13 protein-coding genes are annotated in these 11581 nt (G+C 68.4%); 9 read left to right on the top strand and 4 right to left on the bottom strand.

What is annotated here, in order from left to right; all coding sequences use genetic code 11:
* Positions 1-15 precede the first annotated feature (15 nt).
* From ACQUSQ_RS12085 to ACQUSQ_RS12065, 5 genes are all read left to right on the top strand, one after another.
* Positions 16-447 (top strand): DUF5791 family protein, encoded by a 432-nt coding sequence (locus ACQUSQ_RS12085; protein ID WP_435069506.1) that lies wholly within the window; start codon positions 16-18, stop codon positions 445-447.
* Positions 447-1310, top strand: coding sequence for an SDR family oxidoreductase (locus ACQUSQ_RS12080; protein ID WP_435069504.1), 864 nt, complete (start codon positions 447-449; stop codon positions 1308-1310). The genes ACQUSQ_RS12085 and ACQUSQ_RS12080 overlap by 1 nt, the downstream gene beginning before the upstream one ends.
* Positions 1311-1376: 66 nt before the next feature.
* The gene (locus ACQUSQ_RS12075; RefSeq protein WP_435069502.1) at positions 1377-2534 is read left to right on the top strand and encodes a DHH family phosphoesterase; all 1158 of its coding nucleotides are present in this window, start codon (positions 1377-1379) and stop codon (positions 2532-2534) included.
* Positions 2535-2578: 44 nt separating this feature from the next.
* Positions 2579-3601, top strand: coding sequence for a hypothetical protein (locus tag ACQUSQ_RS12070; protein WP_435069500.1), 1023 nt, complete (start codon positions 2579-2581; stop codon positions 3599-3601).
* 37 nt (positions 3602-3638) lie between these two features.
* Positions 3639-4727, top strand: a complete 1089-nt coding sequence (locus tag ACQUSQ_RS12065) for an aldo/keto reductase (protein WP_435069498.1) — start codon at positions 3639-3641, stop codon at positions 4725-4727.
* Here ACQUSQ_RS12065 and ACQUSQ_RS12060 read toward each other — a convergent pair whose 3' ends face one another.
* Complete coding sequence (locus ACQUSQ_RS12060) at positions 4728-4898, bottom strand: HVO_0758 family zinc finger protein (protein WP_435069495.1); 171 nt, start codon at positions 4896-4898, stop codon at positions 4728-4730.
* 334 nt (positions 4899-5232) lie between these two features.
* Here ACQUSQ_RS12060 and ACQUSQ_RS12055 point away from each other — a divergent pair, with 334 nt between their 5' ends.
* From ACQUSQ_RS12055 to ACQUSQ_RS12045, 3 genes are read left to right on the top strand one after another with little or no spacing between them, the layout of a single operon-like run.
* Positions 5233-6327 carry a glycosyl transferase family 2 gene (locus ACQUSQ_RS12055; protein ID WP_435069493.1) on the top strand — a complete coding sequence of 365 codons (1095 nt, stop codon included), beginning with the start codon at positions 5233-5235 and terminating at the stop codon, positions 6325-6327.
* Positions 6324-6806: a DUF7109 family protein gene (locus ACQUSQ_RS12050; protein ID WP_435069491.1), complete on the top strand. Its 483-nt coding sequence runs from the start codon at positions 6324-6326 to the stop codon at positions 6804-6806. Before ACQUSQ_RS12055 ends, ACQUSQ_RS12050 begins: the two co-directional genes overlap by 4 nt.
* A 40-nt stretch (positions 6807-6846) precedes the next feature.
* Positions 6847-7446: an NUDIX hydrolase gene (locus ACQUSQ_RS12045; protein ID WP_435069651.1), complete on the top strand. Its 600-nt coding sequence runs from the start codon at positions 6847-6849 to the stop codon at positions 7444-7446.
* Positions 7447-7463: 17 nt separating this feature from the next.
* Here ACQUSQ_RS12045 and ACQUSQ_RS12040 read toward each other — a convergent pair whose 3' ends face one another.
* The 3 genes from ACQUSQ_RS12040 to ACQUSQ_RS12030 are packed head-to-tail and all read right to left on the bottom strand — an operon-like array spanning position 7464 to position 9432.
* Positions 7464-7895, bottom strand: a complete 432-nt coding sequence (locus ACQUSQ_RS12040; protein WP_435069489.1) for an Hsp20/alpha crystallin family protein — start codon at positions 7893-7895, stop codon at positions 7464-7466.
* Positions 7892-8050 (bottom strand): DUF7559 family protein, encoded by a 159-nt coding sequence (locus tag ACQUSQ_RS12035; RefSeq protein ID WP_435069487.1) that lies wholly within the window; start codon positions 8048-8050, stop codon positions 7892-7894. Before ACQUSQ_RS12035 ends, ACQUSQ_RS12040 begins: the two co-directional genes overlap by 4 nt.
* A 47-nt stretch (positions 8051-8097) precedes the next feature.
* Entirely contained in the window at positions 8098-9432 is a 1335-nt protein-coding gene (locus ACQUSQ_RS12030; RefSeq protein ID WP_435069485.1) for a cytochrome P450, read from the bottom strand.
* A gap of 409 nt (positions 9433-9841) precedes the next feature.
* Here ACQUSQ_RS12030 and ACQUSQ_RS12025 point away from each other — a divergent pair, with 409 nt between their 5' ends.
* Positions 9842-11563, top strand: a complete 1722-nt coding sequence (locus ACQUSQ_RS12025; protein WP_435069484.1) for a radical SAM protein — start codon at positions 9842-9844, stop codon at positions 11561-11563.
* Positions 11564-11581 lie beyond the last annotated feature (18 nt).

Below are 11581 nucleotides of genomic sequence, written 5' to 3'. Positions count from 1 at the left end.
ACGCTGAACCCACGTATGCTCCACAACGTCACCGACGAGCCGGCGACGCTGACGCCGGCCGAACTCCACGAGGCGTACGAAGCCGAGGTACGGGCCGTACTCGAAGACCGTGATATCGACGCCGTCGCCGCCGAGACGGGGCTCTCCCCGGAGACGCTGGTCGCACTCGCCGAGGGCGAGTCGCCCCCACTCACGCTGTCGGAGGCAGCGGCGGTTCTCGCCCTCGACGCGCCGAACCTCGACGCCGACACCATCGTCCGCGAGGTACGCGACCACCTGCTGATGGGGATGACGACCGGCGTCCTCGACGTCGACACCATCGCCTCGAACGTCGACCTCGACCTCTCTGGACAGGAAATCCAGCAGGCTATCGAGGGGCGCACACGGATGACGCTCGCCGAACTCGCCGCGATTCAGAACTACGTGGCCGGGCGGAACGACCGCTGATGGCCGCACAGGTCGCGATTCTCGGCTGTGGCTACGTCGGCCTCGAACTCGGCAGGCAGTTGGTCGAGGCGGGCCACGACGTGGTCGGCGTTCGCCGGTCGGACGCCGGTCTCGCCGCCATCGAAGCCGCGGGGTTCGACGCCGTCCGCGCCGACGTGACGGACGCGGAATCGCTCGCGGCCGTCCCCGACGTCGACTGGGTGGTGTACGCCGCGAGCGCGGGCGGACGTGGCGCCGAGGCGGCACGCAGCGCGTACGTCGACGGTCTGCGAACCGCCGCCGAGACGTTCGCCGCCCGGGAGTCGCCGCCGGACCGCCTCGTCTACACGTCGAGTACGGGCGTCTACGGCGACCACGACGGCGACTGGGTCGACGAGACGACGACGCTGGAGCCAGCGACCGAGCGGCAGCGCATCCTCGTGGCGGCGGAAGAAGTCGCGCTCGACGGACCGCTCAACGGGACCGTCGTCCGGTTCGGCGGCCTCTACGGCCCGGAGCGTTACCGGCTGGATTACTATCTCGATGGGCCGGTGACCGAGGGGTATCTCAACTCGATTCACCGCGACGACGCCGCGGGCGTCGTGGCACATCTCCTCACGACTGACCGCGGCCGCGACGAGGTGGTACTCGCTGTCGACGACGAACCCGTCTCGAAGTGGGAACTCGCCGACTGGCTGGCCGACGAGTGTGGCGTCGAGCGCCCCTCGAAACAGACGGTCGAGGAGCGCGAGAACCCGAGTCGACGGGTGCGGGCGAACAAACGCTGTCGCAACGACCGACTCCACGCCCTCGGCTACGAGCTTCGGTATCCGACGGTGTGGGAGGGGTATCGCCCCGCAATCGAGGCGTTTCGGGCGGGCTGATTTCCGTCGGGCAGTCGAGGACAGAACAGGAGAATACTCTTCTCCCTCCATTGAGTCGGGACGGATATGCTGGTCGCGGCCGGCGACGTCGCCCAGCGGGCAGTGACGTTCGCCCAGTCACATCCGGAGTTACTGGCGGCGTTACTGGTCACGCTGGTCGTTCTCGTCGGGGGCGGCTACGTCATGCATCGGTTCTCGCGGCCGCTCGGGGTGCGGTTCGCGTCGATGCTGGCCGAGTACGAACACGTCTCGGTCCTGACCCACCCCAACCCCGACCCGGACGCGATGGCGGCGGCGATGGGCGTCGCCTCGCTGGCCGAACAGGTGGGGACGGAGGCGACCATCCAGTTTCCGGGCCAGATTCGACATCAGGAGAACCGGGCGTTTCGGAACGTCCTCGAAGTCGACCTCGACCCCATCGAGCGAGCGGCGGAGCTGGCATCTGAGACGGTTATTCTCGTCGACCACAACGTGCCACGAGGATTCTCCGAATCGGAGACAATACGGCCCGCCGCCGTCGTCGACCACCACCCCGGCGAGGGACGAGGCGAGACGTTTACGGACGTTCGAACCGAATACGGTGCCTGTTCGAGCATCATCGCGGAGTACTTCGAGGACATCGACGCGACGCCGGTGCCGCCGGAGAACCACGAGAGCGAAATCGAGACGCCCTACGTCGTCCCGTCGCGGGTGTCGACCGGACTGTTTTTCGGCATCCTCACCGACACGAACCGGCTCACGGCGGGTGTGCACGCCGCCGATTTCGACGCGAGCGGCTACCTCTCGCCCGGCGTCGACGAGAACCTGCTCGACCGCATCGCCAACCCGCAGGTGAGCGCGGAGACGCTGGAAATCAAAGCGACCGCGATTCGGGAACGCGAAGTCGACGGCCCCTTCGCCATCAGCGACGTCGGCGCGGTGTCGAACGTGGACGCGATTCCACAGGCGGCGGACGAACTCATCCTGCTCGAAGGCGTCACCGCGGCCATCGTCTACGGCACCCGGAACGGCGTGCTCTATCTCTCGGGGCGCTCCCGAGACGACCGGGTCCACATGGGCCGAGCCATCGAATCCGCGCTCGACGACGTGCCGAACGCAAGTGGCGGCGGTCACGCCCGCATGGGTGGCGGACAGGTACCACTCGACGACGACGACTTCGTCTGGCCGGCCCGCCGAACGACGCTGACCGACCGCCTCTGGCAGGCGCTTGCGGGTGACCTGTAACCGCTACGCAATCACTAAGTCCTCGGGGGCGGCAGTCCCGGTAGATGCTAGGCCCGGTCGCCCCAGACTGGAGACGAAGCGACTCGGCTCTCGGGCGGCTGTACCGCTGGTTCCTCCTCGACGGGAACCGCGCCGTCGTCGCGGGAGTGGGTCTCGTGGGCGGCTTCCTACTCGTCGGCGGCGTCGGCTACCTCGTCGACGGCGTGTTTCCGTCGCCGCCGCCCCACGAGTACGGCCAGACGACAGTCCCGCTGGTCAGTGCCTTGCTGAGCGGCAACTTCCTCCTGTTTTCCATCGTCGTCTCCGTCAACTCGTTGTTCGTCACACAGGAGGTGTCGGCGCTGGACCGGGAGTTCCGGCGCATCCAGAGCGTCGTCGAGTACCGCCGGCAACTCGAAGACATTCTCGACGTGGACCACGTGCCTGCAGAACCCGTACACTTTGTCCGCCTGCTGTCCGCAGAGATTCTATCCCGCGCACAGGCCATCGACGACGACCTGCACACCTCGGAGGTCGACCTGCGAGCCGACTTGGACAGCTACCTCACCTCGCTCGCGACGGAGACGGGCGAGATGAACCGCCAACTGGCGGCGGCAGCGTCGAACGCCGACCTCGTGATTGCGATGATGGACTACAATCACGACCGGCAGATACACGACCTCAGACGCCTCCAATCGACCCACAGCGACACGCTTCCCGAGCGGACCAACGAGTCGATTGACGACCTGCTCCAACTCCTCCAGTACGTCGCCACGGGCCGAGCGTACTTCAAGTCGCTCTACATCCGACAGGAGTTTGCGAACCTCTCACGGAACCTCGTGTTCACGTCGGTCGTGTCGGTGGCGACGACGGCGTCGTTCCTGCACTTTCTCGAGACGATTCCGGCACCGACCCTGCTCGTCACGGGCGTCGAGGCCATCGCGCTGGCGCCGTTCATCCTCGTGGGGAGTTACGTCCTCCGGGTGTCGGCGGTGAGTCGCCGCACGCAAGCCGCCGGCCAGTTCGTCGTCAGCGACAGCGTGACCGGCGACGTCGAGGGAATATCGCCGCCGGAGCGCGACGACTAACCGCCGACCCTATGGGGCCGACACGCGTAGCGAGCGCATGGCGACCAGTCGCGGCACGTGGGCGTACCGGGACCGCTTCGGCGACGCCTTCGGCCGGACGTACTTCCGCCGGTTCGGCCCCGGCGTCGTCTCCAGCGTCGGCCTCGGCACCTACCTCGGCGACCCGACCGACGCCGTCGACACCGACTACGAACGCGCGCTGATTGCCGGCCTCGATGGCGGCTGTAACCTCGTCGACACCGCCGTCAACTACCGATGCGGGCGGAGCGAGCGCGTCGTCGGCCGCGCGCTCGCGAACGCCGACGTGGACCGCGAGGCAGTCGTCGTCGCCACCAAAGGCGGCTTCCTCCCCTTCGACGGTGAGCGGCCCGAGAACCCCGCGCGCTACATCCGCGAGCGCTTCGTCGAGAACGGCCCCGTCGACCCCGCGGACCTCGTGGCGGGCTATCACTGCATCGCACCCGACGCCATCGAGGCGTCGCTCGACCGCTCGCTCGACGCCCTCGGCGTCGACACCATCGACTGTTACTACGTCCACAACCCCGAGACACAGCTTCGCGAGCGGTCGCGAGCGACCGTGTACGACGCCCTCGAAGCGACGTTCGAGCGCCTTGAGCGCCGGGTCGCCGCCGGCGATATCGGGCGGTACGGCGTGGCGACGTGGGAGGGGTTCCGGGTGCCGCCCGAGGACGACGCCCACCTGTCGCTCCCAGCAGTGGTGACGCGGGCGCGTGCCGCCGCCGAGACGGTCGGACACGAGGAGACGGGCTTCGAGGCGATTCAACTCCCCTTCAACGTCCACATGGCCGACGCGTTCAGCGTCCCGGCCCACGAGTTCGAGGGTGAGCGCCGGTCGGCGCTGGCCGTCGCGCAGGCGCTCGATATCGACGTCGTCGCGAGCGCGACTCTCGGACAGGGTGACCTCGTCTCCGGACTGCCGGCGTCGGTCGACGCCGAACTGTCGGGTGAGACCCCCGCCCAGCGGGCCATCAACTTCGCCCGTAGTGCGCCCGCCGTCACGTGCGCGCTCGTGGGGTCGAGCGACCCCGACCACGTCGCCGAAAACGTCGCTGCGGGGACCTTCGACCCCCTCGGCGCGCGGGCGTTCGATGCCGTCTTCGAATAGTCAGCGGAGGTCCTTCCACTCCCGCCCGCACTCGGGGCAGGTTCGAACCGCGAAGACTTCGTCGGGGTCGTCGCGCTTCTTGAGCACCTTCTCACACTCCGCGCAGGTGAGCCGCTCGTAGGTGTCCTTCTCGAGCTCGCCGTCACGGAGCCCCTTCCGCGTCGATTTCATGCCCGAACCTTGTACGTCCCTGTTTAAAAAACGGACCGGCCGCTCAAATCGGGTAGTGTTCAGATAAGCCGGTACAACCAGAGCCACCTCGAAAGCCCCGACTCGCTGGAGGAAGGAAGCCGACACAAGCACCGCAGGCCGAAGGCCGAGGAGCGCAGCGAGGGGCACGCACGGCAAGCCGTGCGCGGCTTCGAGGCGGCAGAGCCGCCTCGCTACTCCCGACTCCAGCGAGTCGCCCCTTTCGAGGAGTCTTCAGTTCGAGCGCACTAATCTGAACAGTATCGCTCGAATCGGACCCGCGGGCTTTTGTCCACCCCGACCACAGGGAGACGTGATGGAGTACGTCCAGGAACGCGTGACGACGCTCCACGACCTGACCGACCCGACGCCGTCGGCGCCGACGGACCGCGCCGCCGTCGTCGTCCCGATGACCGAACGGGAGTACGCGGGGCTGGCGCCGGACCGCGTCCTCTCGGAACTCGAACGCCTCGACCCGGGACGGGTCGTCGTCCCACTCCGCGCCGGGGCAGAGCGCGTCGGCCCCTTCTGTGACTGGCTCGACGAGTTCGACCTCTCGCTGACGGTGCTGTGGTGTAACGGCCCGCGTCTCGAATCGCTCTTGGCCGACCACGGCCTCGACGGCGCGTTCGGCAAGGGCCGAGACGTCTGGCTCGGCCTCGGGCAGGCGCTCGACCGGGAGTACGTCGTCGTCCACGACGCCGACACCAAGAGCTACTCCCGCGCGGACGTCTCGCGCCTGCTCTTTCCGCTCGCCCACGGCTTCGACTTCTCGAAGGGCTACTACGCGCGGGTCGAGAACGACCGGCTCTACGGACGCCTGTTCCGCCTGTTTTTCGTCCCGCTCGTCCGGGCGCTGAGCGAGGGCCGAGACGACGCGCCCGTGCTTCGGTATCTGGAGGCGTTTCGCTACGCCCTCGCCGGCGAGTTCGCGGCGACGACCGACCTCGTCGAGCGGTTTCGCCCCCAGCGGTCGTGGGGGCTCGAAGTCGGGACGCTCGGCGACGCCTTCGACGCCGCTGGCTTCGACGGGAGCGCGCAGGTCGACCTCGGAACCTACGAACACGACCACCGCGCGGTGAGCGGGCCGACCGGACTCTCCGACATGAGCGAACACGTCGGCGCCGCGCTGTTTCGCGTCGTCAGCGAAGCCGGCGTCGACCCCGACTACGAGACGCTGCCCGACCGCTACCGGGCGGCGGCGCGCTCGCTCGTCCGCAGTTACGAACTCGACGCCGCGTTCAACGGACTGGAGTACGACCGGAGCGACGAACTCGACCAAGTCGAGACGTACGTCGAGGCCATCGAACCGCCGGGACCGGACCGACGACTGCCCGCGTGGGCCGACGCCCCGCTCTCGCCGGCGGCCGTCGCCGACGTCGCCGCCACCGACTTGGAGGCGGTGCGATGAGCATCCCGTCGGCGACGGGCGACGAACTCGCGGGCGTGGTCGACCTCTTTGGCGCGCTGACCCGCGCAGAACTCGAATCCGCGCTCGGCGAACTCGCGTTCAAGCGAGGGGAAGACACCGACGAGGCGGCCATCGAATCCGCCGTCGCCGACGCCATCGAAGCGTACTACCTCGTCAGCGTCGACCACGACGGCGAGTCCGTCCTCGTGCCGGGACCCGTGGCGTTTCCCACGCTCGCCGACGGCGCGGAGGACCTCCCGCACATCATGGACGTGCCCGACCGGACCGTAGACCGCGAGCGACTGGTCGAGGCGGTGGAGCGACGACTGCGGGCCGACGCCGCCCGCGCCGTCAGCGACGGCGACACGGAGCGCATCGACCACCTCCTCGACGTGAGCTACGACCTCGAGACGTGGGGCGCGACCGACGTGAGCGAGATACGCGACCGGCTGGACGACGCCCTCGAAAACCGCAACTGAAACCACCCCTCGGTGCCTACGGCCACCACCGGCTATGCGTCTGGACCTCGCCGCACTCGCCCGCCATTCGCCCCAGAGCGTCGACGACGCGGAGCGTGAGGCGGCCGTCATCGCGCCCGTCGTCGACTGCGGGGACGGCGACGCGCTTCTCTTTACGAAGCGAGCGGACCACCTCGGCCAGCATCCCGGCCAGATGAGTTTCCCGGGTGGCGGACGCGAACCCAGCGACGCCGACCTGACGGCGACGGCGTGTCGCGAGGCCGACGAGGAAATCGGGCTTCGGGCCGACGAAATCGACATCGTGGGGCGACTCGACGACATCCCCACCGTCAGCGAGTACGCGGTGCGCCCCTTCGTCTCCCGAGTCCCCGACCGGACGTACGTCCCCGACGAGCGCGAGGTGGCGGAAATCGCCGTCCTCGACGTCGCGGCCCTGACCGACTACTCGAACTACGAGTCCGAGCGGCGCGACCACCCCCACTACGGCGAGGTGCGCCTCCACTTCTTCCACGTCGACGGCTACACCGTCTGGGGCGCGACCGGACGGATGCTCGTCCAGTTGCTCGAACTGACGACCGACTGGGAGATGCCGCCGGAGGTCGACCGTGTCGTCGACCCCGATGCCGACTATCCGGCGTAGACGGCCCGCAAAATGGGTTATTCGTCGTCTTCGTCGTCGTCTTCCGCTCGCACCTCGACGTCGGTGCCCGAAGCGCGTTTCGGCACCTCGATGCGGAGCGTCCCGTTGTCGCTCAGCGTGGCCGACGCCTCGCCGGCGTCCACGTCGGCGTCCGGCGGGAGGCGGGCGCGCCCGTCGAGCGAGAGGCCGCGACCCGGGAACCGCATCTCGAAGTCCTCGTGCAGGTCGCGAAAGCGGTCGAGTCGCACCTGCACCTCGCCCTCGACGTAGCGCACCTGCACGTCGCTCCGGGTGACGCCCGGCGCGTCGAAGACGACGAGGTAGGCGTCGTCGGATTCGAGGACGTCGTACGGCAGGGGCTTTCGCTCCTGTACCTTGCTCACCCCGCGACCGACGCGTTCGAGCACCGCGTTCGCCGCCGACTTGCCGAACTCCTTGAACCCGGTCATAGCTCTATCTCTTCGAGGCAGTCCGTGCCGCCACAGAGCGGACAGGAGAGGTCGCTCACCGAGTGGTCGTCGGCGATATCGTACGTGTAGTGATTCTCGAACATGTCGAGCTCGCAGTCGTCGCTCGTACACGTGATTTCCTTCGTTGCGGGCATACCCGAAGGTAGGGCCGCGACCGGCATAAGTGGCGTGGAGGCGGGTTTCAGTCGGCGGCTCGTATCGTCGCCGGGACGCCATCTGCGGGCCGGAGCGTCGGCGTAACCCGCAGGTCGTCGAGGGCGTTCTCGGGGATGGAGATGTCGAAGTCGCGGACGAGACGCGCGAGCGTGAGCGTCGCACCCGAGAGCGCGAAGTTGCGGCCGACGCAGGCGTGTGGTCCGGTCGAGAACGGGAAATACGCCGGCGTATCAGAGGGCGAGCGACGCTCCCAGCGGTCCGGGTCGAACGCCTCCGGCGCGTCGAAGTAGCGGTCGGAGCGGTGAATCGACCACTGGGGCATGACGACTGCCGCCCCCTCGGGGATGCGGTACTCTCCCAGCCGGACCGTCTGACTGGCGCGGCGGAAGGTCGCCCACGCGGGCGGATAGAGGCGAAGCGCCTCGCGGTAGACGCGCTGGGTGTAGGGCAGCGCCGACAGGTCGTCGTGGGTCGGCGACCCCGACCCGAGGGCGTCGGCCGCCTCCGCTCGCACCCGGTCGCGGCTCTCGGGGTGCCACGACAACAGTGCCAGCGTGTACGTGAGACTCAGCGCCGTCGTCTCGTGGCCGGCGATGAGGAAAGTCGCCACCTCGTCGCGAATCTGGTTGGGCGGGTAGTCCACGTCGGGGTCGTCCGCCGCTCGGAGCAGCATCGTCACCAGATTCATATCGTCGTCGCCCTCGGCCAACAGTCGGCGCCGGCGCTCGATGATGTCCTCGCTCAGCCCTCGAATCCCCTCGGCGGCCTCGCGGAACTCGGGCGAGATGCGGTCGGGAAGCCAGTCCGGGGCGACGCTGTCGAGGCCGAACTCGAACTCCTCGCCCGCCGTCTGCATCCACTCGTGGAACTGCGCGGCCCGGTCGGGGCCGATGTCCTCGCCCAGCAGAATCTCGCTCGCGACCCGGACCGTCAGTTGCGTCATCGCGCGATGGACGTTGGTCTCGAAGGTGCCACGCCCCCGCCAGTCGTCGGCGAGGGCCTCGACCCGCCGCCCCACCTCGTTGGCGTAGGCCTGCACCCGCCGACTGTCGAACGCGGGGTTCATGATGCCGCGTTGCTGGCGCCAGAGCGCGCCGTCACTCTGGACGAGGCCGTGTTCGGCGATGAGCGCCGCGGCGGCCTGCGCGGGGACGCGTCGGAACGCCGCCGGTTGCGCGAGCGCCTCGTGAACGAGTTCGGGGTTCGTCACCACGACGAGCGGCGGCCGGCCGGGGATGGGGATGGCGACGCCGTCGCGGTATCGCGCCTGCACGCCGTCGAGAAAGCGAAACGTGTCGGTCCCGAATCGAACGGCGTTCAGCACGCCGGCCTCCGGCGGTTCCGGGAGTGGGCGAGACATGTCGCCACGTAGGGGCAGACCGACTTGTACCCTTGGACGACACGAACGATACTGTTCAGAGTAGCGTGTTTGAACAGATATCACCTCGAAAGCCCCCAGCGTCTCGGCTCCCGGGACTCGCTGCGCTCCTCACTACGTTGCGGTGCTTGCGTCGTCCGGGTGCGCCGAGACGCCGGCCCCTTTCAGTCCCACCCGCATCGGCTGACCAGCCGGCTGACGCAGGGTGGGACTGAAAGGGGCGACTCGCTGGAGGAAGGTGGACGACGCAAGCACGCGAGCGAAGCGAGCGCGCGCAGCGAGTCCCCTGACTCCAGCGAGTCGGGGCTTTCGAGGAGGTCCCAATTCTACCATCTTATCCAAACACGTCCACACGAACACGGTTTTACGCGTTGACCGCGAACGACTGGGCATGACTGACCCCGCGACTCTCACCGTGACGATTGTCGACGGCTACGTCGACGAACCCGCACACTTCGGGGTCCCGCCGTACGTCTCGACGTATCCGCGCTTCACCGCCGGCGCCCTCGTCGACGCCGGCGTCCCCGAGTCCCGAATCACCTACCACACCATCGACGAACTCCGCGACGAGCGCTCGAAGTGGGGCGACGTCGCCGACGCCGACCTCGTCATCTATCTCGGGGGCATGACCGTCCCCGGAAAGTACGTCGGCGGCACGCCCGCCGAACCGGACGAGGTGCGCGAACTCGCGTGGACCGCCGACGGCACGACGCTCATGGGCGGCCCCGTCCGCTTCGGCGTCGGCGACGAGAACGCCGGCGGGCAGGAGATGGAGCGCAAGGACCTCGACTACGACTTCGTCGCGAAAGGCGACGTCGAGGCGGCGGCCCACGACCTCGTCGCGAGCGGTCTGGAGGGCTTCAGCGACCGCATGCGCGACAACGAGGAACTCGACCGCTGGGCGGCGAAGGGCGCGTTCGTCGTCGAAGACCATCCAAATCACCCCGACTACCTGATTGCCGAACTCGAAACGTCGCGGGGCTGTGCCTACCGGTGTTCGTTCTGTACCGAACCCCTCTACGGCAACCCGGCCTTCCGCTCTGCCGAGTCCGTCGTCCGCGAAGTCGAGGCGCTCTACGAGCGGGGCGTTCGGCACTTCCGACTGGGGCGACAGGCCGACATCCTCGCCTTCGGCGGCGACGGCGAGGCGCCCAATCCCGACGCGCTCAGGCGGCTCTACGCCGGCATCCGCGAGGTGGCGCCCGACCTCCGGACGCTCCATCTCGACAACATGAACCCGGTCACTATCGTCGACTACCCGGAGGCCTCGCGGGAGGCGATTCGCATCATCGCCGAACACAACACGGCGGGCGACACGGCCGCCTTCGGCCTCGAATCCGCCGACCCCGTCGTCCGCGAGGAGAACAACCTGCTCGTCTCCGCCGACGAGTGTCTCGAAGCCGTCCGCATCGTCAACGAGGAAGCGGGGTGGCGCCCCGGCGACGACCCTGCGGACGCGCCGACGACGGGCGCTGACGCGGCGAATCGCCTCCCGAAACTCCTCCCCGGTATCAACCTCGTCCACGGCCTCGCGGGGGAGCGCGAGGAGACGTTCGAGCACAACAAGCGCTTCCTCCAGCGGGTGTACGACGAGGGGCTGATGCTCCGCCGCATCAACATCCGACAGGTGATGGCCTTCGCGGGGACGGAGATGAACGACACCGGCGCCGACATCGCCCGCGAACACAAAAAGCAGTTCAAGCAGTACAAAAGCGAGGTGCGCGAGGAAATCGACCAGCCGATGCTTCGCCGGGTCGCGCCGCAGGGTACCGTCCTGCCCGACGTGCATCTGGAGTATCACGAGGGCGGCAAGACCTTCGGCCGACAGCTGGGCACCTACCCCCTGTTGGTCGCCATCCCCGGCGAGCGAGAACTGGGAACGACACTCGACGTGGCGCTCGTCGACCACGGCTACCGGTCGGTGACGGGCGTGCCTCACCCGCTCGATTTGAACGCGGCGTCGATGGACGAACTCGCCGCGCTCCCGGGCGTGGGACAGTCGACAGCGGGCGATATCGTGGTGAACCGGCCCTACGGCTCGTTGGGTGAAGTCGATGTCGACGCCGACCTCTCGCGGTTCGCGCGGGTCGAGTCGATGGGGACGGCGGACTAGGCGGCGCTCACGGGAGAG

The sequence above is a fragment of the Haloplanus sp. C73 genome (genome assembly GCF_051195115.1).
In the GTDB taxonomy this organism is placed as follows: domain Archaea; phylum Halobacteriota; class Halobacteria; order Halobacteriales; family Haloferacaceae; genus Haloplanus.
The sequence above is the reverse complement of the archived record's forward strand: the minus strand, read 5'-3'. Positions and strand labels throughout refer to the sequence as shown.

Coding starts and splice junctions, on each gene's coding strand:
- ACQUSQ_RS12025 (WP_435069484.1), top strand. CDS start 9,842: ATGACTGACCCCGCGACTCTCACCGTGACGATTGTCGACGGCTACGTC.
- ACQUSQ_RS12060 (WP_435069495.1), bottom strand. CDS start 4,898: ATGAAATCGACGCGGAAGGGGCTCCGTGACGGCGAGCTCGAGAAGGAC.
- ACQUSQ_RS12040 (WP_435069489.1), bottom strand. CDS start 7,895: ATGACCGGGTTCAAGGAGTTCGGCAAGTCGGCGGCGAACGCGGTGCTC.
- ACQUSQ_RS12085 (WP_435069506.1), top strand. CDS start 16: ATGCTCCACAACGTCACCGACGAGCCGGCGACGCTGACGCCGGCCGAA.
- ACQUSQ_RS12030 (WP_435069485.1), bottom strand. CDS start 9,432: ATGTCTCGCCCACTCCCGGAACCGCCGGAGGCCGGCGTGCTGAACGCC.
- ACQUSQ_RS12050 (WP_435069491.1), top strand. CDS start 6,324: ATGAGCATCCCGTCGGCGACGGGCGACGAACTCGCGGGCGTGGTCGAC.
- ACQUSQ_RS12035 (WP_435069487.1), bottom strand. CDS start 8,050: ATGCCCGCAACGAAGGAAATCACGTGTACGAGCGACGACTGCGAGCTC.
- ACQUSQ_RS12065 (WP_435069498.1), top strand. CDS start 3,639: ATGGCGACCAGTCGCGGCACGTGGGCGTACCGGGACCGCTTCGGCGAC.
- ACQUSQ_RS12070 (WP_435069500.1), top strand. CDS start 2,579: ATGCTAGGCCCGGTCGCCCCAGACTGGAGACGAAGCGACTCGGCTCTC.
- ACQUSQ_RS12075 (WP_435069502.1), top strand. CDS start 1,377: ATGCTGGTCGCGGCCGGCGACGTCGCCCAGCGGGCAGTGACGTTCGCC.
- ACQUSQ_RS12080 (WP_435069504.1), top strand. CDS start 447: ATGGCCGCACAGGTCGCGATTCTCGGCTGTGGCTACGTCGGCCTCGAA.
- ACQUSQ_RS12055 (WP_435069493.1), top strand. CDS start 5,233: ATGGAGTACGTCCAGGAACGCGTGACGACGCTCCACGACCTGACCGAC.